Origin of the sequence: Saccharicrinis fermentans DSM 9555 = JCM 21142, assembly GCF_000517085.1 — a bacterium.
In the GTDB taxonomy this organism is placed as follows: domain Bacteria; phylum Bacteroidota; class Bacteroidia; order Bacteroidales; family Marinilabiliaceae; genus Saccharicrinis; species Saccharicrinis fermentans.
In genome coordinates, this window is sequence record NZ_KI912107.1 from 3,129,832 (window position 1) to 3,156,750 (window position 26,919).

Annotated in this window: 21 protein-coding genes; 10 read left to right on the forward strand and 11 right to left on the reverse strand. The window is 37.9% G+C overall.

The features are described from left to right. Nucleotides 1-5: 5 nt before the first annotated feature. Nucleotides 6-317 (forward strand): heavy-metal-associated domain-containing protein, encoded by a 312-nt coding sequence (locus tag CYTFE_RS0112600; protein WP_027472087.1) that lies wholly within the window; start codon nucleotides 6-8, stop codon nucleotides 315-317. A 72-nt stretch (nucleotides 318-389) separates the two neighbouring features. Here the strand turns inward: CYTFE_RS0112600 and glyA are convergent, their stop codons facing one another. Beyond that, entirely contained in the window at nucleotides 390-1,670 is a 1,281-nt protein-coding gene (gene glyA / locus CYTFE_RS0112605) for a serine hydroxymethyltransferase (RefSeq protein ID WP_027472088.1), read from the reverse strand. A gap of 132 nt (nucleotides 1,671-1,802) precedes the next feature. After that, complete coding sequence (locus CYTFE_RS0112610) at nucleotides 1,803-3,731, reverse strand: chloride channel protein (RefSeq protein WP_235208313.1); 1,929 nt, start codon at nucleotides 3,729-3,731, stop codon at nucleotides 1,803-1,805. Between the two features lie 202 nt (nucleotides 3,732-3,933). On the opposite strand from CYTFE_RS0112610, the gene CYTFE_RS26350 reads away from it, so the two are divergent. After that, nucleotides 3,934-5,661 (forward strand): DEAD/DEAH box helicase, encoded by a 1,728-nt coding sequence (locus tag CYTFE_RS26350; protein ID WP_044262794.1) that lies wholly within the window; start codon nucleotides 3,934-3,936, stop codon nucleotides 5,659-5,661. A 111-nt stretch (nucleotides 5,662-5,772) separates the two neighbouring features. On the opposite strand, the gene CYTFE_RS0112625 is transcribed toward CYTFE_RS26350, so the two are convergent. The 3 genes from CYTFE_RS0112625 to CYTFE_RS26355 all read right to left on the reverse strand — a co-directional run bounded on the left by CYTFE_RS0112625 (nucleotide 5,773) and on the right by CYTFE_RS26355 (nucleotide 8,087). After that, nucleotides 5,773-6,678, reverse strand: coding sequence for an SDR family oxidoreductase (locus CYTFE_RS0112625; protein WP_200871421.1), 906 nt, complete (start codon nucleotides 6,676-6,678; stop codon nucleotides 5,773-5,775). A gap of 10 nt (nucleotides 6,679-6,688) precedes the next feature. Beyond that, entirely contained in the window at nucleotides 6,689-7,240 is a 552-nt protein-coding gene (locus CYTFE_RS0112630; protein WP_027472091.1) for a TetR/AcrR family transcriptional regulator, read from the reverse strand. A gap of 319 nt (nucleotides 7,241-7,559) precedes the next feature. Next, nucleotides 7,560-8,087 (reverse strand): NUMOD4 domain-containing protein, encoded by a 528-nt coding sequence (locus CYTFE_RS26355; RefSeq protein WP_044214019.1) that lies wholly within the window; start codon nucleotides 8,085-8,087, stop codon nucleotides 7,560-7,562. Nucleotides 8,088-8,542: 455 nt separating this feature from the next. Here CYTFE_RS26355 and CYTFE_RS0112645 point away from each other — a divergent pair, with 455 nt between their 5' ends. Then, nucleotides 8,543-9,553, forward strand: coding sequence for a tRNA dihydrouridine synthase (locus CYTFE_RS0112645; RefSeq protein ID WP_027472092.1), 1,011 nt, complete (start codon nucleotides 8,543-8,545; stop codon nucleotides 9,551-9,553). On the opposite strand, the gene CYTFE_RS0112650 is transcribed toward CYTFE_RS0112645, so the two are convergent. After that, complete coding sequence (locus CYTFE_RS0112650; protein WP_027472093.1) at nucleotides 9,554-10,615, reverse strand: hypothetical protein; 1,062 nt, start codon at nucleotides 10,613-10,615, stop codon at nucleotides 9,554-9,556. A gap of 4 nt (nucleotides 10,616-10,619) precedes the next feature. After that, nucleotides 10,620-12,329, reverse strand: a complete 1,710-nt coding sequence (locus CYTFE_RS0112655) for a chloride channel protein (RefSeq protein ID WP_235208312.1) — start codon at nucleotides 12,327-12,329, stop codon at nucleotides 10,620-10,622. Between the two features lie 709 nt (nucleotides 12,330-13,038). Here CYTFE_RS0112655 and CYTFE_RS26360 point away from each other — a divergent pair. Then, nucleotides 13,039-14,199, forward strand: coding sequence for a TonB-dependent receptor domain-containing protein (locus tag CYTFE_RS26360; RefSeq protein ID WP_052343181.1), 1,161 nt, complete (start codon nucleotides 13,039-13,041; stop codon nucleotides 14,197-14,199). A 5-nt stretch (nucleotides 14,200-14,204) separates the two neighbouring features. Here CYTFE_RS26360 and CYTFE_RS0112665 read toward each other — a convergent pair whose 3' ends face one another. Further along, nucleotides 14,205-14,408 carry a hypothetical protein gene (locus CYTFE_RS0112665; protein ID WP_027472095.1) on the reverse strand — a complete coding sequence of 68 codons (204 nt, stop codon included), beginning with the start codon at nucleotides 14,406-14,408 and terminating at the stop codon, nucleotides 14,205-14,207. Nucleotides 14,409-14,752: 344 nt separating this feature from the next. Here CYTFE_RS0112665 and CYTFE_RS0112670 point away from each other — a divergent pair, with 344 nt between their 5' ends. From CYTFE_RS0112670 to CYTFE_RS0112690, 5 genes are all read left to right on the forward strand, one after another. Continuing rightward, a complete protein-coding gene (locus tag CYTFE_RS0112670; protein WP_027472096.1) occupies nucleotides 14,753-15,706 on the forward strand; it encodes an NAD(P)H-dependent flavin oxidoreductase in 954 nt (317 codons plus the stop codon). 3 nt (nucleotides 15,707-15,709) lie between these two features. Then, nucleotides 15,710-16,966, forward strand: a complete 1,257-nt coding sequence (locus CYTFE_RS0112675; protein ID WP_027472097.1) for a M16 family metallopeptidase — start codon at nucleotides 15,710-15,712, stop codon at nucleotides 16,964-16,966. Then, the gene (locus CYTFE_RS0112680) at nucleotides 16,960-18,237 is read left to right on the forward strand and encodes a M16 family metallopeptidase (protein WP_044212744.1); all 1,278 of its coding nucleotides are present in this window, start codon (nucleotides 16,960-16,962) and stop codon (nucleotides 18,235-18,237) included. The genes CYTFE_RS0112675 and CYTFE_RS0112680 overlap by 7 nt, the downstream gene beginning before the upstream one ends. Before the next feature lie 69 nt (nucleotides 18,238-18,306). After that, entirely contained in the window at nucleotides 18,307-20,526 is a 2,220-nt protein-coding gene (locus CYTFE_RS0112685; protein WP_027472099.1) for a RelA/SpoT family protein, read from the forward strand. A 140-nt stretch (nucleotides 20,527-20,666) separates the two neighbouring features. Further along, entirely contained in the window at nucleotides 20,667-21,116 is a 450-nt protein-coding gene (locus CYTFE_RS0112690) for a Fur family transcriptional regulator (protein ID WP_027472100.1), read from the forward strand. A gap of 114 nt (nucleotides 21,117-21,230) precedes the next feature. On the opposite strand, the gene CYTFE_RS30000 is transcribed toward CYTFE_RS0112690, so the two are convergent. Next, nucleotides 21,231-21,383 (reverse strand): hypothetical protein, encoded by a 153-nt coding sequence (locus CYTFE_RS30000; protein ID WP_154665664.1) that lies wholly within the window; start codon nucleotides 21,381-21,383, stop codon nucleotides 21,231-21,233. A 665-nt stretch (nucleotides 21,384-22,048) separates the two neighbouring features. Between CYTFE_RS30000 and CYTFE_RS0112700 the strand changes: the two genes are divergently transcribed. Next, nucleotides 22,049-23,317 (forward strand): adenylosuccinate synthase, encoded by a 1,269-nt coding sequence (locus CYTFE_RS0112700; RefSeq protein ID WP_027472101.1) that lies wholly within the window; start codon nucleotides 22,049-22,051, stop codon nucleotides 23,315-23,317. Nucleotides 23,318-23,521: 204 nt separating this feature from the next. Here CYTFE_RS0112700 and CYTFE_RS0112705 read toward each other — a convergent pair whose 3' ends face one another. Next, nucleotides 23,522-24,841: a cysteate synthase gene (locus tag CYTFE_RS0112705; protein ID WP_044212742.1), complete on the reverse strand. Its 1,320-nt coding sequence runs from the start codon at nucleotides 24,839-24,841 to the stop codon at nucleotides 23,522-23,524. 302 nt (nucleotides 24,842-25,143) lie between these two features. After that, on the reverse strand, nucleotides 25,144-26,850 hold the full coding sequence (locus tag CYTFE_RS0112710; RefSeq protein ID WP_027472103.1) for an acyl-CoA dehydrogenase family protein: 1,707 nt from the start codon (nucleotides 26,848-26,850) through the stop codon (nucleotides 25,144-25,146). Nucleotides 26,851-26,919: the final 69 nt, after the last annotated feature.

The following is a 26,919-nucleotide window of genomic DNA, read 5'->3' on the forward strand; positions in this document are numbered from 1 at the left end:
ACAAAATGAAACATTTAAAATTATTAACAACGGTATTTTTCCTATGCGTAACGATGACCGTCACTTTAGCCAAGGAAAAACCCCAAACAAAGAAAGTGATATACGAGTGCAGTATCGATTGCCAAAGTTGTAAGGAAAAAATACTAAAAAACATTCCTTACGAAAAAGGGGTAAAAACAGTTGATGTGGACATTCCTAACAAACTAGTCACCGTCTCCTTTAGGGAAGATAAAAACAGTGTTGACGGTGTAAAAAAAGCACTGGAAAAATTAAATTACAAAGTAAGTGTAAAAAAAGAATTACCGCAAAAAAAGTAGCTATTAAACAACTCAAGCAAAAAAGCCGGTCAGCATTTAATCTGACCGGCTTTACTTATTTAATTTTTTTTCTTAGTAGGCAAACAAAGGAAAGTCTTTCATCATTTCATTTACTTTACCTTTCACCTCAACCATCACTTTCTCATTCTCCACATCAGAAAGCACCTGATCTATTAAATCAACAATAGGCGCCATATGCGACTCTTTAAGACCTCTAGTAGAAAGCGCAGCCGTACCCACTCTAATTCCCGAAGTTTGAAAAGGGCTTCGACTGTCAAAAGGAACCATATTCTTATTGATAGTTATATCAGCTTTTACCAATGTTTTTTCGGCAACCTTACCTGTTAACTCTGGAAATTTAGTTCTTAAATCAATTAACATAGAATGATTATCAGTACCTCCGGATATTACCTTATACCCTTTTGCAATAAAGGCTTCTGCCATTGCCTTGGCATTCTTCTTCACTTGTGTTTGATACTCCACATACTCAGGCTGCAAGGCTTCCAGAAAAGAAACTGCTTTAGCAGCAATCACATGCTCCAGCGGGCCACCTTGTACTCCGGGAAATACTGCAGAATTTAATAACGAGGACATCTTTCTAACGACGCCCTTGGCTGTTTTCTTACCCCAAGGATTATCAAAATCTTCACCCATTAAAATAATTCCTCCCCGTGGCCCTCTCAATGTTTTATGCGTTGTAGAAGTCACAATATGTGCATGTTTCACTGGGTTTTCCAATAAACCAGCAGCAATCAAACCAGCAGGATGAGCCATATCTACCATGAAAATGGCACCTATTTCGTCCGCTAATCTTCTCATACGTGCATAATCCCACTCACGAGAATAAGCAGATGCGCCCCCTATAATTAACTTAGGTTTATGTTCTCGGGCTTTCGCCTCCATCATGTCGTAATCAACCAATCCGGTATCTTCTTTTACACCATAGGCAATGGGCTCATAAAGCAAACCCGAGCTATTTACTGGAGAACCATGCGAAAGATGTCCTCCGTGAGATAGATCCAGACCTAAAAATTTATCACCAGGATTAAGAACGGTCATTAAAACAGCCATATTAGCCTGCGCTCCACTATGGGGTTGAACATTGGCATAGGCTGCATCATAAATCTTACACAAACGCTCAATAGCCAACGTCTCACTTTGATCAACTACCTCACAACCACCATAATACCTAGCACCTGGATAACCTTCGGCATATTTATTGGTCATATACGAGCCCATTGCTTCCATTACCTGCTCACTCACAAAGTTTTCGGAAGCAATTAACTCAATACCATTTAACTGGCGCTGATGTTCTTTTTCAATTAACTCAAATATTTTATTGTCGCGTTTCATAAAAGAATTTAGTTTTATGGATGGTATGAACAATAACCAGTTAACAGTAGCCATCCCATAGTATGTAACAAATTGATAGTAATCTCAAATTAAACCATGGCAAATTTAATTTATACCATCAGCATTTAAAAATTATTCATCAGAAAAGTGAATCAGCACCCTTCGGTATACAGAAAATATTTTTGACTTAGAAACAAAACCCATGTACTTATCATTCTCTATAACAGGTAGATTCCATGCTCCAGTCTCTTCAAACTTTTTCATCACGGAATCCATATTTTCATTGATCTCAATAAATGCTGGCGGAATTTGCATAAAATCCTCTACCACGGTATCATTATATCGCTCATGATTGAACATAATCTCCCTAATATCATCTAAAATAACAATGCCCTTTAATTGTCCTCTAGAACCAATCACAGGAAAGAGGTTACGCTTTGCCTTCGCAATTGTCTTAACTAAAGTACCTAAGGTATCTGTAGATTTCACTGGTAAAAAATCAGTCTCCAGCACTTTATTTAAACGCATTAGAGTTAACACTGCCTTATCTTTATGGTGCGTTAATAATTCACCACGACGAGCCAACTGCTTGGTATATATTGAATGCGGTTCAAAATACATAATGGTCAAGTAAGAGATCGTAGAAGTCATCATAAGAGGCACAAATAGCTCATAACCGTGGGTAATTTCTGCAATCAAAAAGATAGCAGTTAAAGGAGCATGCAAAACGCCTGCCATGATAGCAGCCATCCCTACCAAGGTAAAATGGCTCTCTGGCAACGCATATAAGCCGGTATAATTAACCAATCTGGCAAAGAAATATCCCATTACTCCTCCAGTAAATAATGAAGGGGCAAATACACCTCCTACCCCACCACTTCCGGTAGTCGCAGCCGATGCAAACACTTTAAAAACAATCAATAAGCCCAACAATATCAACAGTGCCCATTCATATTCTCTCAGTTGATAAAACAAGCTATTATCAAATACAATATCTTTATTTCCATTCAAGAATGCGGTTATGGTGGTATAACCTTCACCGTATAACTGTGGAAGTACAAAAATCAGCACACTCAACACCACTCCTCCCACAGACAGACGAAAATACGGGCTTTTGATGGCATGCAATTTATTTTCGCTCCATATCAACATCCTGCTAAAATAAAGCGAAACAAATCCACCAAGAATTCCTAACACAATGTAAAAAGGAATATTATTTAGTACAAAATGATTTTCCAGATGCCAATAAAACTCAGCTCCTTCTCCCATAAAAAAGAAAGCTACTGTTGCGGCGCTAAATGCTGATATAATTAAGGGAACCAACGATGCCATACTCAGTCCAAGCATGAGCACCTCCAATGTAAACACCAGTCCAGCCATTGGTGCCTTAAATATACCTGACACAGCACCCGCAGCTCCACATCCTATCAATAGAGAAACAGTTTTATAATTTAGGTGAAATACCCGGCCTAACGTTGATCCAATAGAAGCGCCTGTCAACACAATAGGAGCCTCCGCTCCAACAGAACCACCAAAACCAATGGTAAAGGTACTAGCCACAATAGAAGAAAAATTATTATGGGGCTTAATCTTACCTCCATTTTTACTCAGAGAATACAGAATTTTGGAAATACCGTGGCCCAGATTATCTCTCACAATCTTACGCGCAAAGAAAACAGTAATAAAGATACCTATCACAGGATAGGCCAAATATAATTCGTTTTGATTTTCAATGTGAAAATGCCCGGTTAATAACATGTGTGTAACATGAATAGTGTTCTTTAGCAGCACAGCTGCCAATCCACTTAAAATACCGATTACCAAACTTAAAATAAGTATAAAGTTACGTTGTCCAATGTGCTTTACTCGCCACACCAGTAACCTCCTGACTATGATTGCTGCCTTCTCCATAAGAACTACAAAAGTATAAGAAATAGATGAGCGCTTGTGTGAAATTTTATTAAAAGTTTTACAGAAATGAATACCAGAACCTGTTCTTACAAATAAATCTGTCGCATCAAATGTTAAAAAACAAGTAATCCCCACATACAGACAACTCATAAACAACCACTTAACACTACATTTATGTTAAAATAATAATAATAATATACATATCTGCCAATAAAATTACACTACCTTTGCATTCGATTTTTGCAAAGGCATAAATCATTCATTTTCAAAACGATTATTCAGTAGGCTTCTCTTTTCCAAGTTATAATGCGGACAAAATAGTGGGGCGGACTGGAAAAAAGAGGACAATTTTATGATTACATTTGAAGAAACCGGCTTATCGTCGGAAGTTCTAAAGGCCATTGGTGAAATGGGCTTTGTAAACCCAACTCCAATCCAGGAAAAGACCATCCCCGGTCTAAAGGACACAAACCAAGACTTAGTGGCATTGGCACAAACAGGAACAGGTAAAACAGCTGCTTTTGGTTTGCCTATTATCGAAAAGATAGACACTGCTAACAAAAGTGTTCAAGCCTTAGTGCTGTGCCCAACCAGGGAACTGGCCTTGCAGATCACAAAAGACATAAACAACTATAGTAAGTACGTTACTGGTTTATTTGTTACCGCTGTTTATGGAGGTGCAGATATTTCCAGACAAATTAAAGATTTAAGACGTGGAACTCACATCGTGGTTGGCACACCCGGTAGAGTCAACGACCTAACCAAACGAGGAATCCTAAAAATGGACAAACTACAATGGTTAGTACTAGACGAAGCCGATGAAATGTTGAACATGGGTTTTAAAGAAGAGTTGGATGCTATCATTGAAACGACCCCAGAAACAAGACAGTCGCTATTATTTTCGGCTACCATGCCTCGGGAAATTGAGAACATGGCCAAAAGGTATCTTACTGATCCAATGCAAATTAAAATCGGCAAGCAAAATGCTGGTGCCTCTACCGTCGATCATATCTATTATATGGTTCATGCACGTGACCGGTATCATGCACTAAAACGAGTTGCCGATATCAATCCGGATATCTATGGTATTGTTTTTTGCCGTACACGTCACGAAACCAAAGAAGTAGCTGAAAAATTAATGTCTGATGGTTACAATGCGGATGCCTTGCACGGTGATTTATCACAAGCACAACGCGATCAGGTTATGCACCGCTTCAGAAACCGTCACCTACAAATATTGGTGGCCACTGATGTAGCAGCCAGAGGGATTGATGTTACCGACCTAACGCACGTTATCAATTACAATCTGCCGGATGATATTGAAGCTTACACCCACCGAAGTGGAAGAACAGGTAGGGCAGGTAAAACAGGTACCAGCATTGCAATTATACACACCAAAGAATCGGGAAAAATACGCCAAATAGAACGCACCTCAGGAATCAAATTTGAACGTAAAATGATTCCTTCGGGTAACGAAATATGTGGCAAACAATTGCTACACTTGGTTGATAGAGTGAATAATGTTGAAATTAACCACGAGGAGATTGAAGAATTTCTACCTAAGATTTACGAAAAATTTGAAGAGCTTGATAAAGAAGAGTTAATCAAACGTTTTGTTTCTGTTGAATTCAACCGTTTCATTGCTTATTACCAAGGAGCCAAGGACCTAAACGTTTACAAGAAAGATATTGAAAGAGGTGGAAGAAACGAAAGAGGTGGAAGAGGTGAGAAACCAAGGAGAAGAAGTGATGATAACTATGTGCGCCTATATATGAATGTTGGTAAAGCTCACGAACTATCTGCACAGCGTTTGATGGGACTAGTGAACGAAAGTACCGGCAGACAAAAAATAGGCTTTGGAAAAATAGAAGTACTTCGTAACTTTTCGTTTTTTGAAGTGGAAGATGGTACACAAAATGATGTGATCAATGCTGTTAAAGGAAAAGAATTTGAAGGAGAAAATGTACATGTTGAAATAGCAACAGCAAAACCCCCTAAACGCACTAACCGACGCAGAAGCGAAGGTGGTGGTGGAAATTTCGGTGGCAACAGCGGAGGTAGACGTCGCAAACAGTATTAATAGGCAAACAAACATATGACAAAAAAGCTGTTCTGAAAAATATCAGAACAGCTTTTTTTTATCCTATAAATAAGTATAAAAACATACCAAAGGATTATTACCATTAATACCTTACAAAAAGCTTTCCTTTATTTGCCTCACTAATTTTGTCCCATCGGGATCGGCTTTTGTTTTGAGTTTACAAAAATCTTCAGCCCATTTTGAAGTTCGCATTCTTAATGGCGGATTTTCATTGTTGGCTACAAGTAAAACAACTTCAGCTACCTCTGTTCCTGTTTGGTAAACCTGTTCCTTGCTCTCATTGGCTCTTCTTTGGTTTCCTGCCATATATCTTTCAAAAATAGGCAGATATTCTCCGCTTGCAAATTGCCCATCAACGGCCGTTTTCCCAATAGCTGATGCCATAAACGCAGTTGCTATCCCACCCGGTTCTACACAAGTTATTTTGATATTAAAAGCATCACTCACATAGCTTGCTAGCCCTTCCATAAAGCCCTCCACAGCAAATTTTGCTCCACAATATAATTCGTTAAACGGCTGACCAACCAACCCTCCAACTGAGGTAACACTAATTATACGACCACTTTTTTGTTTTCTCATAAAGGGAAGAACGGCTTGGGTACAAAATACAACACCGTGGTAGTTAACTTCTGTTACCCATCTAATTTCTTCCTCTGTGGATTGTTCGGTTGTTTTAGCGAAGCCTGCTCCGGCATTATTAATCAACACATCAATTTTTCCATCCTTTTTTATAATACCATCAACAGCAGATTGAATGGATTCAACACTCGTTACATCCAACGGAAGTAATTCAATATCTAAATTTTCTTCTTCAATTTTAGCTTTGAGTGCAGCTGATTTCTTTAGGTTGCGCATTGTAGCATACACCTTGTAGTTATTTCGGGCAAAGAGAATTGAACTTTCAAATCCTACACCTGTGGATGTTCCTGTAATTAACACATTCTGTTTCATCATCATTCTTTTTAATTCGGAACGAACGTTCATTCCATTTTTCACACAAAATTTTTTACGCCTTAATGGCATCCCAAACCATTTGTATTTGATTCTTAAGAGAAGCTGATTCTACTTCCTCCCGATTAAAATACCATCTCACATACGACAAAATAGCTCCACCAACAAACATTAGTATCTCATCAAGTTCAATATCCTTTATTATGCGTTCTTGTTTTCCTTTCACTAATAATTGAAGTACTGGCGCTACCGACTTCTCCCCTTCTTCTCTACTCTCTTGCGTAATAATAGGTGAAGCTTGCAATTGCTCCATAAAGTTAAAGTAGGCAGGATTCTCAATGAAAAATTCAATAATTGAGGTAAGATAATTCTCAAATTGCGTTTTAATGGGAGCTCCTAAATCAAAATCTAAGAACACAGATCGCTCTCTATCCTTTATAAATACATAAATATTATTTATTAACAGATCCTTGTTTGAGAAATAATTATAAATAGTTCCCATTCCTGTTCCTGCTACCTTTGCGATAGCCGACATAGGGGTATTGTGTATTCCCTTTTCTGTCAAAATTTTAAGAGCAGCCAATAATATCTTTTCTTTTTTACTCACTTTGCAAACATACAGTTTTAGAATGAACATTCCAAAACTTCATCTATTTTCTTTGCTTTTGAAACTTCCGTTAATGTTCTTTTACTCGAGAAAGTATAATTTAAAAGGTCCTCATGAATAAGCTTCGCTAATTTATCATCGTCATAAAAAGGACCAAAAAAGTCTAGAACAATAGAAGACATTCAGTTTAAAAATAATTTTCATTGCACCCTAGTGCTATCCCACACTTTAGGGCACAAAAAAAGACTGTCAAGGTTTGGAGGGCGACAGTCTTTTTATTGATAGTATAGGATGATTTGTTAGGGAGGTATATTGTTGTTTATTTAACTTCTGACCAACTTACATTATTTTTAATTCTTGATATTTGCATTTCACTCACACAAAATAACTGAGCTATAACCTTTTGTTTTCTTCCTCTTTCAAGCATTTCTTTTATAGCTACCACATCATTCCTAGTTAACTTAGAATGCGTTACAATCTTCCCCTTCTTCTTTCGTGCCTCAATCAATTTACTTTGAGAGCGCTTAAAGCTTTCTTCGCGCGACAACCACTGCAAATTACTTACATGGTTATTCAACTTATTCCAGTCTATATGAATGACAACAGTTTTTGTTTCATCTCTCTCCGGTATAAACAGTTCTGCAACCATTTTATGAACTAAAAGTGTTTTCTTCTGCCCCTTAATCCTTAGGTTAATACTTTTATAACCTTTGATATTTCCTGATTTCACAATCTTTCCTTCTACACTGTCATAGCAGAAACTCTTAATTCTACCGTAATTACTCACATGATACTTACCATCAGTATGCGGAATAGCTTTCCATTCTTCATCTTCCAGTTTTCTCAAATTTGGTTTGGTTTGGTTAAAAATTGAGCCCACGTTAAAATATGTATTTTAATATTCCCCTTCGGATTAAAAAGTTAAATAAAGCTAACTTCAGAAATCCATAATTGTTTGTTTTGTTCAGTTCAAAAATAGCAGATATACCCCTATCTACCAAAAGCTGAAGCGCGTCACCAGCTCAATAAACGCTTATTTAATAATTACACTATTATGATTTCCATATGAAACACTATAGTTTTTAAATGAAATCCCCCCTTTTACAAATGAATAAAAAATGTGATTTTTTTCATTTTTCACACGCTTAGATTACAAATCTCAAACGTTTACATCCAACATTTCTTATACTATAAAAACAAACACCTAAATTCTGGCCATTGGATTTATGAAACATTATATATACATCCGTGTTGTATAATGCATAAAACCACCCTATAGCCATTGATAATTAATATACTCATATGCACAAGAATGACAATTTTTGGAACAAGGCAAAACATATATTTGCACTGGCCCCAATGGAAGATGTAACGGACACTGTATTTAGGGAACTAATAATCAACGAATCGGAACCCAACAGACTAAACCTGGTATTCTCCGAATTTCTCTCCACCGATGGTTTTTGTCATCCAGTAGGAAGAGACAAGGTACTACATCGTTTCAAAGTCAATCCATCAGAATTAGCTTTAAAAAACAAGAAAAACATCCAGCTAATCGCACAAATATGGGGCACCGATCCTGAAAAATTTTATCAAACAGCGCAATATATACAAGCCAACACTCCTTTCGACGGCATTGATATCAACATGGGCTGTCCCCAAAAAAACATTATAAAAAAAGGAGCTTGTAGTGCTTTGATCAGCCATCCCGATTTAGCCAAAGAAATTATACAAGCCACCACAGAAGCCACACATCTACCTGTCAGCGTTAAAACCCGCATTGGGTTTAAAAAGGTAGAAACCGAAAACTGGATCTCTCATCTATTACAGACTCCCATTCGAGCTTTAACAATACACGGTAGAACCCAAAAACAAATGTCGGAAGGACAAGCAGACTGGAACGAAATAGGAAAGGTTGTAACATTGAGAGATGAGATCAATCCACATATTAAGATATTGGGAAATGGAGATGTACTATCAATCGAAGATGGCAACCATAAGATAGATGAATACGGAGTTGACGGAATTATGGTTGGACGAGGGATATTTAACAACTTTTGGATGTTCAGCTCCAAGGAAGATGTTACAATAGAAGACAAACTAAGAGCCATGTGGAATCATGCTGTATTGTTCGATAACACATGGAAAAACGAAAAACCATGGGTGCTATTACGTCGTTTCTTCAAAATTTACACCCACCATTTGCCCATGGCAGCACAATTGAGAGATGCGGTAATGCGAACCCATAATATCAATGAACTGCAAGCGGCACTCAATGATTACCGAAGTAAATTATCGAATATAAGCTCTTGATCACTTTGTTTTATTCAAAAGCATATTTTCAAACACTAACACATAATTAAAAGCGGGACAAACAAAACGAAAATGAAACATCGACTTTGGCGCAACACGCTGCACCTGAGTGTTTGAATACACAGAAAGCAACCCCGCAGTAAACCACCAATACGTATCCACATATTGTAAGATACTTTGCCGGTTGACATTGCGCTTTACACCTAACTTTAACAATGCACTTTGCAATAACATCTGCGCATATGGATGTTCTACATGATCGTAAACCAGCAAAATATCCTGAATTAATTTAGCTTTGACAGCATCTACAAAGGGGGTTATTGATGCCAATCTGGCTAAGTGATACAGGATAATCTCTATTTTAGGATACTCAGGTGACGAACGAAAAGCTGATTGAAAATACAATGACTCATCAATCGTTTCTACAACGAGACTAATACAATCTTGATCATTCTCATTTACTTCAAAACCATAGCGATGAAGCCAAAGCAAGTAATTACAGAGCACGCACACATCAAACTCTATGGGCATATCCTTACCAAACCATGTAGAATAAGCTTTATACTTACTTAACTGCTTATGGCCGTTTTTTATACGACACCTATAAAGGTTAGCGTAATGGGGCAATATTCTTTTTGTTTTCAGGGCATCTTGATAACTTGCACCTACTACCATCTGTGCTAAGGACGTAGTATCGATATCGTCCGGCAATTGAAATTTACTCCACTTATTTAGCACATGTCCATTGGGAAAATGTTTACCTTTGCTTTTTTGCCAAAAGTTATATGAATTTCGCTCAGGCTTATTGGTATAATATCTCAAATTAGGAAGCAACGCTGCTTCCATCTCCTTTACCATAACCTTTTCCTCTTCAGTCAACACGCCCACCAAGCCTTGCAATACATAAATTACAGATAATGAAAAAAATATATTATCATCCGGCCTATTCAGCCCTAAAACAGTATTCACTCTACTAGATGGGAAAAGCCCTTTATAGAAAAAACTATGTTGCGAATTAATTTGCAAGTCTCTAATCTTGGTCAACAACTCTATCGGTAACATCTCTCTAATAACCTGATGACAACATTTTTAAATAATTTCGATAGGCGGTAAAAGCATTGGCTCTTGAAATAAAACCGCGATATTTTCCTTTATCAATAACGGCAATATTAAAACGTGCCGACTTTCTAAAAACCTCTACCAAATCTTCCATACTATCATCAGGACTAATAAAATACGCGGGCATATACATCAAATCCTTCACCTTCACTTCTTGGTATTTCTCCGGCTTAAATATTATTTCTCTAATATCATCCATTTTCACCATTCCTTTTAGCATACCTTTGTTATCTACTACAGGAAATAAATTACGGTGAGCTTTTGAGATCACATGTACCAGATCACCCAAATTAGCATCTGGAGAAATGATCGCAAAATCCGTCTCAATAAGTTTATTGACCTCCATTAAAGTCATAATATTATGATCCTTATCATGGGTCAACAACTCTTTACGTTTGGCCAACTGATGAGTATACACTGAATGTTCCTCAAAAGACTTTGCCACCACATAACTAATAGTAGCAGTAATCATCAAAGGTAAAAACATACGATAACCACCCGAAAGGTCAGCAATCAAGAACAGTCCTGTCAAGGGTGCATGTAAAACCCCTGCAATAAGACCTGCCATACCAATCAGAGCAAAATTCTTAACGGGCAACTCAATCCAATTAAAACGGTTGATCAACGATGCAAAAAGAACACCCGTATTAGCACCCATAAACAATGTAGGGGCAAAAATACCACCAACACCTCCACTACCAAAGGTTACCGAAGTAGCAATCACCTTCACACCAATGGTTAAAGTCATAATAATAACAAAATTAACAAAGGTATCGTTCATATGCGAAAAAATACCCACGTCATGCAAATAGAACAGTTCGCCCTTCAACGCCCCATTGATTACTTCATATCCTTCTCCAAATAAATGAGGAAAAAATATCATCAATATACCTAAAGATATGGCACCATATAAGAGCCTATACCAACCACTTTTTATCCTTTCAAAAAGTCCTTCTATATATTTATACATTCGAGTAAAATAGGTAGCCACCAAACCACAAACCAAACCCAACAGCACATAAAACAAAAGTTCATTTAAGGTATACGTATGCCCAACAATAAAAGGATAGACCACCTGTTGTCCCAAAAAAGTATACGAAACAACCACCGCCGAAGCAGAGCTTAACAACAGGGGCACCAAAGAGGTAAGCGTTAAATCGAGCATGATGACTTCCAAAACAAAAACAATAGCTGCAATGGGCGCCTTAAAAATAGCCGACATAGCACCAGCACATGCACATCCCAACAACAAGGTTATCTGCCTATAATTAAGGTGTAAGGCCTTTCCCAGATTGGCACCAATTGCAGCACCCGTTGATACAGTAGGTCCCTCTAGCCCCACAGAACCACCAAATCCAACCGTAAAAGAACTAGCAACTACCGAAGATATCATATTATGTCGATTCATCTGCCCCTGATTCTTCGAGATGGCATACAATACATTGGGAATACCATGCCGCACTGGTCTGCGAACAATATACTTAATAAACAAAACAGCCAGTAAAATACCCACACCAGGAGTAATCAGATAGAGCCACTCGAAACCCTCTAAGGAAGTTAAGTTATGCACCAGGTGATGTATTAAACCAACCGATTGCTTAATAATAACAGCAGCAAGTCCTGCCGCTATACCAATAACCACACTTAGAATAATCATAAACTGTCTATTACTCACATGTCTAAGTCGCCAAATAAATAATTTTCTCAGTAGCCTTTCCTTTGCCATCTATTTAATTAAAGGTTTATGCCGCTCAATTTATAAAATATTTACGGGCCATGGAAACCCATAGACAGAATCATCTTCATTTATTTTCCATATTTATTTAACCTCACCTATTCATAAAATACCTATTGCAACAATTCATGAATAAATAAAGTTAAAAGAATGAACTATTGCACCCTACAAGTGTTCATCAATTAAACCTATAAGTTAAACACTTTATGCGCCCATATTCTATTCTTTCTGGTCAACATTTCTTTAATGGTGAACGGACAGTCTTCAGAGCTAAAGGGAGTGATTAAAGATCTATTCTCAAACAAAAAGATGGCAACAAAGAACAAACAGATTACAAAACTGTCTTAGGGGCCAGTGAAGTAGCACTCTCCGTATCCACCCCTCTGTCAAATAAAACAACGGGCTTTGCATCCGTACGTCGTTCTTATTTGCAGCTATTATTTAAAGCCTTGGACCTACCATTCTTACCAACCTTTACCGACTTTCAGTTTAAAACAAAAACACGGATTAACACCCAAAATGAAATTTCATTTCTTGGCTTCGGAGCCATCGATGATTTTAAACTAAACAAAAACGCCAGCGACACACCCGACAATCAATATATCTTGTCTTACATCCCCGTAAACAAACAATGGAATTACACATTAGGCGCCAGTTACAAGCACTTTTTTGGCAAAAGTTATTTAACCTTAATTGCCAGCAGAAGCCACTTAAACAACGAAGCCACTTAAACAACGAAGCCATTAAATATCGAGACAATATCAAAACAGCCCAAAACCTCACCTATAATTATCAATCTCAAGAGGTTAAAAACAAACTCAGAAGCGAGCTCCACTCCAAATGGAACGAGATCAACTTCAACACCGGTATCTCTATTGATGATGTACATTACAAAAACGACACCTATCAGCAAGATTACCAATACAACACTCCTGTTCAAATATTTTACAATTCGCGCTTAAGCTTTATTAAGTACGGAATCTTTGCCTCTGCCGAGGTACCAATAATAAGCAAGCGCATTAACTTATCCATGAGTTTTCGGATGGATGCTAACTCGTATTCCAATAGCATGAATAACATGCTGAAACAATTTAGCCCCCGCTTTTCTGCATCAGCTCAATTAACAACACCCCTCTTCTTTAATTTTAACTTAGGGAGATATTATAAATTGCCCTCACTTACCACCATGGGTTATAGAGACAACAACCTAAACTTAACCAATAAAAATAACGAATTAAAATACATACATGCAGATCATGTGGTTGCCGGATTCGAGTACAGACCCAACAACTACTCTAAAATCACTGCGGAAGGTTTTTTCAAAAATTACAATAACTACCCTATTTCGGTCTCCGACTCCATTTCTTTGACAAGCAAGGGAGGCGACTTTGGTGTGGTAGGTGATGAAGAAGTCATGTCCAAAGGAAGGGGTAAAGCCTATGTCTTTGAATTAATGGCGCGCCAGCGCTCACCCAAAGGACTCAGTTTCATTGCTGCCTATACCTTTGTAAGAAGTGAATTCACTAATATGCAAGGACAACACAGAATGGAACCGTTTTACCCACATTGGGTATTATTGTTGAATTTTAACATGAAAACTATCTACCATATAAATAGTCTTTGCAAGAAAACGACTGTTTTTTCTGTCTTTGATAAGAAAGCTTCAAAGACAAGGCTTTCGATATTTTTGAAACCAAGGAGTTTACTGATTGTAAATGACTGTTTCAAAAATGAGAATAACGCAGTATTTGGAGTTTTCTTGCAAAGACTAAATAGCAGACAGTATCCATAAGTTCATTACGGAATGGGAAAGCCTAACTCTTCTTCGATCATCTCAAAGACTTCCAGATGCGTTTTATTTTCAAGACTTCCATTGGCACAATGTCGCCTCAAAAACTTTTCTACTTCTTCATTTTTGCCATATAGATGCGCAAAATAATTTAGCTGATAGGGATGCTCCCAAGAAAAAACCAGCTTGTCGTTTGACTTATTTCTAGCCATAATTTAAAGCGATTTTAATAATTCTGTTTTGGTTTTGTTTAGTACCCTCAATATACTAAAATACAAACAAACGTCATAATAATATAGCATATCAAATACATAGCACAACACTACAAGACTGTACATCAATACGTTAAGAATCATAACTTTATATATATAAAAAAATAGCACATCAATTCATATTTCATTTTAAACAATCGCTTCACCTATGCTGTTTAAGCATATCTAAACCTTAATGACAGATAATAAAATTTGAGCCTTAAAAATTTCTATCTTTGCAAATTATTAAATTCCCGGACGGACCAATTCAATAAAACATTTAAGCTATTTTATCTCATTTTAATATGGAAAACAGGATAACATCATTATTTAAAATAAAATATCCCATTATACAAGGAGGTATGGTTTGGTGCAGCGGTTGGAAACTAGCTTCGGCCGTGAGCAACAATGGAGGATTAGGACTGATAGGTGCAGGTTCCATGCACCCTGAGATACTTAAGGAGCACATCTCCAAGATAAAACAAGCTACGAACAAACCATGGGGCGTAAACATCCCCCTATTGTATCCCGAAATAGATAAATTAATTGATATAGTAATTGCCGAGGATGTTAAAATAGTATTTACCAGTGCTGGCAGTCCTGCTAAATTTACCGCCAAACTCAAAGCACATGGGATCATTGTTGTACACGTCATTGCCAACAGCCGTTTTGCCAAAAAATGCGAAGACAGTGGTGTTGACGCGGTCGTGGCAGAAGGCTTTGAAGCGGGCGGACACAACAGTCGTGAAGAAACCACAACCATGGTTTTAATTCCTCAAATTAAAAAGGCCACCCAACTCCCCATCATTGCAGCGGGAGGCATAGGTACAGGAAGAGGAATGGCAGCAGCAATGGCCTTAGGTGCCGATGGCGTTCAAGTTGGATCCAGGTTTGCAGCCAGCAAAGAATCTTCAGCTCATCCCAACTTTTTACAAAAGGTAGTAGAAGCGGGTGAAGGGGGAACTATATTAACCCTAAAAAAACTGGCTCCAGTACGACTGTTACATAACCACTTCTCAAACCAGGTAGCCGATTTACAAAGCAAAGGAGCAAGCATTGAGGAATTAAGAAAGCTACTGGGAAAAGGAAGAGCTAAAAAAGGAATATTTCTGGGCGATCTGGATGAAGGAGAACTGGAAATCGGACAAATATCATCCTTAATCCAAGAAATTAAATCCGTAAAAGATATCATGGAAGACATGCTTTCGGAATACAGAACTACACTTAAAGCCCTTAATGGCAACGCATTTCAATTTTAACAAATGATAGAAATACAAAAATATAGGCTTGACAATGGCCTACGTCTTGTGGTACATCAAGATAAGACAACACCATTGGCCGCCATCAATGTATTGTACAATGTGGGTGCCAAAGATGAAGACGCATCCAGAACCGGATTTGCCCATTTATTTGAGCATCTAATGTTCGGTGGAAGCAAGAATATTCCATCTTACGATAATCCTCTGCAAAACGCCGGTGGCGACAACAATGCATGGACAAGTAACGACTTAACCAATTATTACTTAACGCTACCTGCTTCAAACCTAGAAACCGGGTTATGGTTAGAATCCGATAGAATGTTAGAACTTGATTTTTCTCAAGAATCATTGGATGTTCAAAAGAAAGTGGTCATTGAAGAATTTAAACAACGCTACCTCAACCAACCCTATGGCAATATACCATTACTACTTCGTCCATTAGCCTACAAGGTACATCCCTATAGGTGGCCCACCATTGGGGCCGATATTAAGCATATCGAGGACGCTTCATTGGAAGAAGTAAAAGCCTTTTTTTACGATCATTATGCTCCCAACAACGCCGTCATAGCAGTTACAGGCAATGTAGAACCTGAAGATGTGTATACCAAAGTTAAAAAATGGTTTGGTAATATTCCGAAACGTAATGTGGTAGAAAGAAATTTACCTGTAGAACCGGAACAAACACAAATGCGTGAACTCACCGTTGAGGAAGATGTACCCTCAGACGTACTACAATTGGCCTTTCACATGTGCGCCAGAACAGATGAGGAATACTATGCGTCCGATTTGCTTTCAGATATTTTATCCAGTGGAACCAGCGCCAGAATATTTCAACGACTGGTGAAAGAAAAAAAACTTTTTACTGATTTACACGCATACATATCAGGAGATATTGAGAAAGGACTTTTTTCCTTTTCTGGCAATGTATCCGACGATGTTAACATTTACGAAGCAGAGAAAGCCGTTTGGGAAGAAATTGACGTAATAAAAAACACACTAGTAAGTCATTACGAATTACAAAAAGTAAAAAACAAAGTAGAATCGTCTATGATGTTTTCTGAAATAAACTTCTTAAACAAAGCCATGAACCTGGCACAGTTCGAACTAATTGGTAAAGCAGAAGACCTCAACGACGAGGTCCGTAAATACAACGAGGTAACAGCCGAAGAAATACAACGCTGCGCCCAAACTATATTTAGAGTAAACAACTGTTCCAAATTATATTATTTATCAAAGGATAAAAAGGAAAAAGGATGTTAAAAAGAAAAGAGATACCAGCATTTGCTTTGCCAACCGGGCTAAACATTCTGGAACAAAAAGAACTCACTTTGAACAATGGCATTCCGGTGCATTTTATTCAGGGTGGCACACAAAACGTGGCCAAGCTTGACTTTGTTTTTGCAGCCGGCGTGGTTCAGTCAGACAAGCCCTTGGTAGCTGCCATCACTAATACGCTATTGCAAGAGGGCACAACAACAATGTCGGCGTTTGAGATTGCTGAAAAAATCGATTTCTATGGCGCATTTTTAGGGCAATCGACCAACTACCATCATGCACAAATTACGCTCTACTCCTTATCTAAGTATCTTCCAAACATACTTCCCATTATTGAAGATATTATAAAGAAACCAGCGCTCAACCAACATGAATTTGATGTTATTCTGGCCAAAAAAAAGCAGGATTTTCAAGTTGATTCCGAAAAAGTTAAAACACTAGCTCATCGCAAGTCGCAGGAAGTTCTTTTTGGAGCAGCGCATCCATACGGGCGGGTAGCCAAGCTTCACCATTTCGATGAAATCACATTGGCAGATATCCGGGCTTTTCACAAAAAGCAATATGCATCTAATTTGTGCACGATCATCGTATCAGGGCAGCCCGGAGATGAGTTATTGAGCCTACTAAACAGATATTTAGGAGGCAAAGACTGGTCAAACCAAACTGCAGACAAGCACGAAGTAGCTTTACCCAAAGCCAGCAAAGAACACTTTCATCACGAAAAAAAGGAAAATGCGGTACAATCGGCCATTAGAATAGTACGGCCTTGTATCACCAAGGATCATCCGGATTATCTTTCCCTATTCATTCTCAACACCTTATTTGGAGGCTATTTCGGCTCCAGACTGATGAATAATCTTCGCGAAGAAAAAGGTTTAACCTATGGCATATCATCCTACATGGTATCATTTCTAAAAGCAGGCGTATTAGGAATCTCCACCGAGGTAGTGGCTGATAAGCGAGCGCTAGCAGTAGAAGAAATATTCAACGAAATGGACGAGCTAAAGAAAAATCATATTAAAGAAGAAGAACTCACAAGGGTAAAAAACTACCTATTGGGTGATTTAATGCGTAATTTAGATGGTCCCTTTGCGGTATCTGACGCCTTTAGAGGTTTACTTGGATTTAACTTAGATTTCAAGTACTTTACACAGTTGGAACAAACAATAAAAGAGATAACACCGGCAAAAATAAAAGATCTTGCCAATAAGTACTTGGTAAGAGATGATTTTTACGTGGTCATTGCAGGTAAATAGCATTTTTTTACTATTATTGTTTACATCGGTTTTTATAATTTGTTGATTGATTACACAGAAATATCCTGAATGAACGAATCGGTATCTAAAAAAGAAGAAGATGAGCTTATACGGCAAGAGTTTGACAAGCTGGTCAGCATATGCCCCAAATGTCAAACAGAAAAAGGATTTAAGCTTGTAAAAAAAGCATTTGAGCTAGCGCGTGATGCCCACAAGGGTGTGCGCAGAAAATCGGGAGAACCCTATATCCTGCACCCTTTAGCTGTTGCCAGAATTGCAGCCGAAGAAATTGGACTGGGCAGTACCGGTGTGGCCGCTGCCTTATTACACGATGTCATTGAAGATACCGACTATACCTACGAAGACCTGGAAGCTATTTTCGGTAATAAAGTAGCTTCCATTGTTGATGGACTTACAAAACTTTCTGGTGTTTTTGATAAAAATCAATCATCACAGGCCGAAAATTTTAGAAAGCTTTTACTTACCATGGTAGAAGATATTCGTGTTATCATTATCAAGCTGGCCGATAGGTTACACAACATGCGTACCCTAGGCTCCATGCCCGAACACAAAAGACTTAAAATTGCCGGAGAAACATTATTTATGTATGCTCCACTTGCTCACCGTCTCGGTTTGTACGCCATTAAAACAGAACTAGAAGATCTAAGCCTTAAATACGAACACCCTTCTATTTATCAGGACATCACCAATAAAATAGAGTCTAAAGAGTTAAAAAACAAAGATATACTAGATAAATTCACCGCTCCCATCCGTACCTCTCTGGATAATGCTGGTATTAAATATGAATTAAAAACACGTCCAAAATCCATTTACTCCACTTGGGATAAAATGCAAAAGAAAAATATTGCAGTGGATGAAATTTATGACGTACTGGCAATCCGTATTATATTTAAGAGCAGTGACGAAATTCCTGAGAAATCACAATGTTGGAATATTTATTCCTTAATTACTGATATTTACAAACCTAAACCAGATCGATTGCGCGATTGGGTAAGCACGCCCAAGGCCAACGGATATGAGGCCCTGCACGCTACAGTAATGGGACCTGCAGGTAAGTGGGTGGAAATTCAAATCAGAAGCGAACGAATGGACGAAATTGCTGAACGCGGTTTCGCAGCACACTATAAATATAAAGGAGCTCACGAAAAAGAATCAGAACTTGATAATTGGTTACAACGCATCCGCGATATGTTAGCAAATCCAGTGTCTGACTCCTTGGAGTTTTTAGATGACTTTAAACTGAACCTCTTTGCTTCAGAGATCATGATATTTACCCCCAAGGGACAGGTAAAAATACTACCCAAAGGGGCTACCGCACTAGACTTTGCTTTTGAAATACATACGCACTTGGGCTATAAGTGCATTGGTGCAAAAGTAAACTACAAGCTGGTACCAGCCAGCTATGTACTAAAAAGTGGTGACCAGGTAGAGATATTAACCTCTGAAAAACAAGAACCCAAATACGATTGGATAAAAATTGTTACCACAGCAAAGGCTAAAACAGCCATCAAAGATGCCTTTAAAAAAGAACGTAAAGAATGCATCACTAAAGGTGAAAAAATTGTTGAGGATGCACTCAACAAAAAAAAGCTAACCACCAACAATAAAATATTAAGTAAGATCCTGAGATATTATCATATCGAAAAAAAAGAAGATCTTTACTTTCAACTAGGTAACGGATCCATCACACTTAAAAACCTGGATAAAATCCTAAGAGAAAAAACCAGCAACAAATGGATTAAGTATTGGGGACTATCCTTTGGTGGTAAAAAAGTCAAAAGCGAACCCGATAAAAAAATTGACAAAAGAAAACCCATCGTACTCAATGACGAAACAGACAAAGCCTCATACATCATTGCCAGCTGCTGTAACCCAATTCCCGGCGACGATGTAGTTGGATATGTTGATGATGAAGAAAAAGTAATTCTCCATAGCCGAAAATGCCCCATTGCCATTAAACTAATGTCAAGCCAAGGAAATCAACTTGTTTCAGCACAATGGACTACACAAAAACTACTTTCTTTTTTAGCAATCATCAACCTGACAGGTATTGACCAGATTGGGATTGTAAGCAAGATGACAAAGGTCATCTCCGATGATCAAAATGTAAATATGCGTTCTATCCACGTGGAAAGTCATGATGGTATTTTTGAAGGCTCCATCTATTTATATATACACAACGTGGAAGATTTAAATAACCTAATATACAGACTTATGAAAATCAAAGGTGTACATACTGTAACACGACAGGAACGAATACAAAAATAACAAACATAAAACACTCATGGTCAATCTATAGATAGTGCTCTATTCATTTTTTATTCGCTTGTTTTAATTTAGTCTAAACAATCGTTTCTTTTTTTACCAAATTATCTATCTTTAAGCCGTTATTCTTAATTAGTTTATATATGGATAAGGTGAAAGCCAAGGAAGAGGTGAAAAGAATATTCACCGAATTTCTACAAAACAACGGGCATCGAAAAACGCCTGAACGTTTCGCAATATTAGAAGAGATATATTCCCGAGATGGACACTTTGATATAGAGTCACTATATATTTTTATGAAAAATAAAAATTATAGAGTCAGTCGTGCTACCTTATACAACACCATAGATTTATTACTGGAATGCAAGCTAGTCATCAAACACCAATTTGGAAAAAACATTGCTCAGTTTGAAAAGGCCTACGAATCAAAACAACACGATCATTTAATTTGTATTAACTGTGGAAGCGTAATCGAATTTTGTGACCCTACCATTCAAACAGTATTGAATAATGCCCACAAAACAATGGAATTTGAAGTTTCACATCATTCACTATATATCTACGGCACTTGCAAAAACTGCACTAAAAAATAGCATAAAGCCATATCCCCATACATTCCTCATCTGTATGTTATATTGATAAGCGTTTTTCACCATATTTTTTTTTGCTAACACAAGAGTTCCAAGGCAGCCAATGGGGTATTCTCTTTATAGCTTCACCACTTGCTCCTCTTTGATGGAATCTGCCAGACTTTTGTAATAATAACTATTGCTTGTGTCCACGGTAACTAATTCCAAATAATTCAAGTTTTTAAGGGTCAGTGCCAAAAGTTGGGTATAAATGTTGTTTATAGATGTCATTCAAATATTCTTATTAACCTAAACAAGAAGAACTTTACACCAACAACACCGCTAAATTGCCTTCCGAAATTTCAAATCTATAACTTAAACCCCAATAGAGCCCAAATGAACAGCTAACTAAACCACCTTACACACATAAGGCACTGATTAATAGTCACTTTTCCGCAACATACATGTAACCCTTCTTTACATTAATCAAATGTGATTTTTACCGAATAATCCTCATACCTAATAGAAGTAAAATAATCATCTTTTTTAAAAACAGACAAGCATTAGAATGAAAAGTAAATTTGATAGAACTATTAAAAAATAAAACACAAAAATGGCAGGTTCCCCATGGTAAACAAAAGCAAATTAATACATCTGAAAAAATAAATCTAAAACCATGAAATTTTACCAGTTATATTAACTATTTTTGTTGGTCGTAATTTTAAGCTAGGTGCTATACAGCTCAAAAATACGATATTAACGAGCGAAAACCTTTAATTTAATTTAGCTAAGACGCATCATATTATTGGTATATCGTAGGATAAAAAACATAATAAACACTTAAAAACATTCATGATTCATTTTATTAATACACATAAAAAAGAGGTTTTTTTTACACTTCTTCGGTCATTTTATGCTGTCTTAATTTCTTGTATTCTGAAACTAATTTTAAATAAATGAAAGTAGATGTTCTTCTTGGTCTTCAATGGGGAGACGAGGGTAAAGGAAAAGTTGTGGACGTACTTACCCCTAAATATGATGTAATAACCCGTTTTCAAGGAGGTCCAAATGCAGGACACACCCTTGAGTTCAACAACATAAAACACGTATTACACAATATCCCTTCCGGTATTTTTCACACCGACAAGATGAACATTATCGGCAACGGAGTAGTATTGGATCCCATCAGCTTTAAACAAGAGGTTGATGAGTTGGAAGCCAAAGGAATGGACTTAACAAAAAACTTGTGTATTTCAAAAAAAGCACATTTAATTTTACCCACACACCGCATCTTAGATGCCGCCTCTGAAGCTTCAAAAGGGAAAACAAAAATTGGTTCTACCCTTAAAGGCATCGGGCCAACCTATATGGACAAAACGGGTAGAAATGGTTTACGTGTTGGTGACATACTGGACAACTTCGAACAAAAATATAACGAACTAAAAAAGAAACACCAACAACTACTCTCAATGTACAACTTTGCGTACAACATTGACGAGTTTGAAGCTGGTTTAAAAGAAGGTATTGAGTGTTTGAAAAAATTCACCATTATCGACAGCGAACACAGCATCAATAATTATATAAAAGAAAACAAATCGGTATTGGCCGAAGGCGCACAAGGGACGCTACTGGATATAGATTTTGGCTCCTATCCCTTCGTTACTTCTTCCAACACCATTTGTGCTGGTGCTTGCACAGGCATGGGAGTTGCGCCTAACAAAATAGGCGAAGTGTATGGTATATTTAAAGCTTATTGCACACGAGTAGGCAGCGGCCCTTTCCCTACTGAATTAGAAGACGAAACAGGTGAGGCCTTACGCAAAGCAGGACATGAATTTGGTGCAACCACGGGTCGTCCACGCAGATGCGGCTGGCTTGATCTTGTGGCCTTAAAATACTCAGTCATGATCAACGGAGTAACCCAACTAATCATGACCAAAGGGGATGTACTCAGCGCATTCGAAACCATTAAGGTGGCTACAGCCTACAAAATAAAAGGTGTTGAAACGGTGGAATTCCCCTTTGAATTACCTGAAGACATGGAAGTAGTCTATACAGAATTACCTGGATGGAAAGAAGATTTAACAGGTATGAAAACAGAAAATGAATTTCCCAAGGAGCTAAATAACTACATTAGCTATCTGGAAAAAGAGCTTGAAGTCCCCATCAAAATCATTTCCGTTGGACCAGACAGAGATCAAACGATCATCAGACACCAAGGATAAATAAATAATAATATAGGAAAGCCCGGTTATTATCTAATAACCGGGCTTTTTTTTATGACTTTAATTTTTCTTTCTATAACTCAATAGAGACAAGCACTCAGTTCATCTTTTTTCTGCATAAAAAAAACACCTCCAGTTTGCTCCTCCATTTACGCACTCAATTTTGACCATCTCACAATTTCGTCACTGAAATCAAGACACCCTTTAAATATACATGGCGTAATATTCCGATTCAAATATGGTAGCCAATACCTCTTCCACTTCATTTATCGAAGGGTTGATATCAAACACATAATCCGGCTCCAAATACAAAATATCCTTTTCTCTCTTAATACGCTCTTCACCACCGCCGGTAATATTCAACATAACACAATCGTCCTTCTTTACAATTCCTTCTTTAACCGCATTTATCAATGTTGCAGTAGCCACCGATGCCGCAGGATGAATATCATTCCCTTCGGTCTCCAGGAATATACGAGCAGCCTCTAATGCTTCTTGGTTGGTAGCACATAACACATCCCCACCAGCTTCTTTCATAGCATCATACAATCCACCACAAATAGGATAAGGAGGTTTTCTATTGGAAAGCACCTTTGCATCAATCTCCTCCACCTGCTTACGAGCCACATCATCATTCAAGGGTAACATATCCCTCGAGTCAGCTTTCCAAGCATCGTAAATAGGCACAAACGGTGTATTCTGAGACACCATTAGTTTCATCAAATTACTCCCAAAACGACCATCTTCTATCAATCGCAAATTAGCTTCCCAGGCTGCAATAGCACCAGTACCACTTCCCACTGCCTGAAAGTAATAATCAGGTATACGTCCGATGGTAGTAACTGCAGATAAAGTAGTGGTTCCCATGCCATCTCTACGCGCCACATTTTTGGCTCCTCCCTCTGCAATGTAACCATCCAACTCACAAGCCAGATTAGATAAGTGAATAGCATCGAAATAATCACTCCCCGATCGGGTAACAACCAACTTAACATGGCTTTTTATCGGTTCATCAAACCATAAAGCATTGATATTATCCTCCGGCACACATAACAACAACGGAATATCATTGTCGGAACAAACACGAGCAAAAGCACGGGCCGTGTTTCCTGCGGAAGCCACAACCAAAACATCTCTATTTTTCGAACTCAAGCGACCACCAACCGCATATGCTTCCGTTTCTTTAAAAGAACAAGTCCTGAAGTTAGCTCCCTTCTCCGGCCAATAGCCGCTAAATGTAATATATAGATTATTCAGACCGAGGTATTTTGCCAATCCTTCACTTTTAAAGGTAACCGGTGCCGAAGAGCCTTCCATCATCCTATAAACAGGAAGCCAGTCTGCAAACCGAAAAACACCATAAGAAGCATCTTTAACATCAATCTGCTTTTTTTCATATATTGCCCTAATCAATGTAGGTACCATCTCACGCGCCGGATCTAAAGTCCAGCCCTTATCACTAAATTGCTTACCTGTTTTTACAGACTCCAATACATATGAAGTAGGTTCAATTTGCTTTGTCATAAACTATTGATATTTGTGTTGCAAAAGTAAATGTTTTCAACGGCTTGATAAAGTATTATTATAAAAAGTTCGTTAATTAAGTAGGATTTTTTTTACAATATTTATGCCCTTTTTAAAAGTTTGGCACAGACACTCATTTACATAGACTATTACGACAACTTATTCAGCAGGTTACATTATAATAGAAAAAAAGAAAGCATTAATATTATCTATAAGATTCGGCTCTAACTATATCTATTACTCTGGCAAAAAAAAGGCCGAATCAAACGATCCGGCCTCCATATGGAATAAAAATTGACTTATTAAGCTTGTTTATAAGCACCCAGATCATCTAATTCAAAACTATGAATAAACTCTGCTCTGGCATGATTTTCAGACTTACCCATCCGAATATAAATCTCGGTAGATACTTTAAATTTCTCATCTCGCTGCGTATCCAACAACAAGAGATAACCCATAATAATATGTCCAGCCATTTCAACCAAACGGCGAGCATGAAAATCAATATACTCGTTATCCTTCACGTCAACAACCGTTTTTACTGCATGCACATATTCTTCTGTCATACCGATCAATGTACGCCGTAAACCGTGCAATTCGGGACGCAGTTCCATGGCTTCATATTCGCGGATTCTATCCAGATAACCACCAGTAGTAACGCCACGAATAGCTGCCACAACCTGTAACTGTGTTGTACCTTCATAAATAGAAGTTATGCGGGCATCGCGATAGATTCTCTCAATGGGATAGTCCTTCATAAAGCCGGATCCACCATGAATTTGAAGTGAGTCATAAGCCAGTTGATTACTATACTCACTGCTCATACCTTTTAAAAGAGGCGTAAAGAAATCTGCCATTTTTTGATAGCGCTTCATTTCCTTACGTTCCTCAGGCTCAAGCTTACGCTCCTCACTAATATGCATATAGGTTTTATAAATATCCACCATACGCGATGTCTCGTACAACAAAGTACGCGAAGCATCCAGCTTGGCCTTCATGGTAGAAAGCATTTCGTACACAGCCGGAAATTCAATAATAGACTTACCAAACTGCTTACGTTCTTTGGCATATGCCACTCCTTCACGATAAGCAGATTCGGAGACTCCAATAGACTGAGCGCCAATACCCAGACGAGCACCATTCATCAAGGCCATCACATACTTTATCAATCCCATCTTACGAGATCCCACCAACTCAGCCGGTGCATTTTTAAACACCAATTCACAGGTGGGTGACCCTTTGATACCCATCTTATTTTCTAGACGTCGAACAATCACTGCTTTTTCGTTTCTATCATAGATAAACATGGATAAACCGCGCCCATCATGCGTTCCTTCTTCCGAACGCGCCAGCACTAAGGAAACATGTCCGTCACCATTGGTAATAAAACGTTTTACCCCGTTCAAATACCATTTACCATCCTCTTCGTTATAGGTTGCTTTCAACTGAACGGCCTGCAGATCAGAACCTGCATCCGGCTCTGTTAAATCCATAGCAGCTGTTTCTCCATTGGAGATACGTGGCAGATACTTCTGTTTTTGCGCTTCATCAGCAAACTCATTAATGGTTTCAGCACAATCCTGCAAACCCCAAATATTCACAAATCCGGCATCTGCGCGCGAAACAATATCAGCCGCCATAATATAAGGTACAATCGGAAAATTAAGCCCCTCATACTTACGAGGTAACGTAATGCCCATCAGACCTGCTTCAACCAAAGCATCCAGGTTTTCTTGCGTTCCTTTGGCATATTTCACTTCGTTATTTACAATCTTTGGACCTTCCTGATCCACACTCTCTGCATTAGGAGCCACGATATCACCACAAATCTCACCTACAATCTCCAAAACCTTTTCGTAGCTATCCATGGCATCTTCAAAATCCATTGGGGCATAATCAAATTTATCCTTATCGGCAAAGTTACGCTCCTTCAATGCCACAATCTTTTCCATCATAGGATGAGTAAGATGGAATTTTAAATCGGGGTTATCTGTAAAAAAATTAGCCATTGTCTTTCTTTTATATAACAGATCACTAGATACCTGATAATAGACACTCTTTCATGTGTTTATAGATTA

Coding starts and splice junctions, on each gene's coding strand:
- CYTFE_RS0112600 (WP_027472087.1), top strand. CDS start 6: ATGAAACATTTAAAATTATTAACAACGGTATTTTTCCTATGCGTAACG.
- glyA (WP_027472088.1), bottom strand. CDS start 1,670: ATGAAACGCGACAATAAAATATTTGAGTTAATTGAAAAAGAACATCAG.
- CYTFE_RS0112610 (WP_235208313.1), bottom strand. CDS start 3,731: ATGAGTTGTCTGTATGTGGGGATTACTTGTTTTTTAACATTTGATGCG.
- CYTFE_RS26350 (WP_044262794.1), top strand. CDS start 3,934: ATGATTACATTTGAAGAAACCGGCTTATCGTCGGAAGTTCTAAAGGCC.
- CYTFE_RS0112645 (WP_027472092.1), top strand. CDS start 8,543: ATGCACAAGAATGACAATTTTTGGAACAAGGCAAAACATATATTTGCA.
- CYTFE_RS0112650 (WP_027472093.1), bottom strand. CDS start 10,615: ATGTTACCGATAGAGTTGTTGACCAAGATTAGAGACTTGCAAATTAAT.
- CYTFE_RS0112655 (WP_235208312.1), bottom strand. CDS start 12,329: ATGATTATTCTAAGTGTGGTTATTGGTATAGCGGCAGGACTTGCTGCT.
- CYTFE_RS26360 (WP_052343181.1), top strand. CDS start 13,039: ATGGAATTACACATTAGGCGCCAGTTACAAGCACTTTTTTGGCAAAAG.
- CYTFE_RS0112665 (WP_027472095.1), bottom strand. CDS start 14,408: ATGGCTAGAAATAAGTCAAACGACAAGCTGGTTTTTTCTTGGGAGCAT.
- CYTFE_RS0112670 (WP_027472096.1), top strand. CDS start 14,753: ATGGAAAACAGGATAACATCATTATTTAAAATAAAATATCCCATTATA.
- CYTFE_RS0112675 (WP_027472097.1), top strand. CDS start 15,710: ATGATAGAAATACAAAAATATAGGCTTGACAATGGCCTACGTCTTGTG.
- CYTFE_RS0112680 (WP_044212744.1), top strand. CDS start 16,960: ATGTTAAAAAGAAAAGAGATACCAGCATTTGCTTTGCCAACCGGGCTA.
- CYTFE_RS0112685 (WP_027472099.1), top strand. CDS start 18,307: ATGAACGAATCGGTATCTAAAAAAGAAGAAGATGAGCTTATACGGCAA.
- CYTFE_RS0112690 (WP_027472100.1), top strand. CDS start 20,667: ATGGATAAGGTGAAAGCCAAGGAAGAGGTGAAAAGAATATTCACCGAA.
- CYTFE_RS30000 (WP_154665664.1), bottom strand. CDS start 21,383: ATGACATCTATAAACAACATTTATACCCAACTTTTGGCACTGACCCTT.
- CYTFE_RS0112700 (WP_027472101.1), top strand. CDS start 22,049: ATGAAAGTAGATGTTCTTCTTGGTCTTCAATGGGGAGACGAGGGTAAA.
- CYTFE_RS0112705 (WP_044212742.1), bottom strand. CDS start 24,841: ATGACAAAGCAAATTGAACCTACTTCATATGTATTGGAGTCTGTAAAA.
- CYTFE_RS0112710 (WP_027472103.1), bottom strand. CDS start 26,850: ATGGCTAATTTTTTTACAGATAACCCCGATTTAAAATTCCATCTTACT.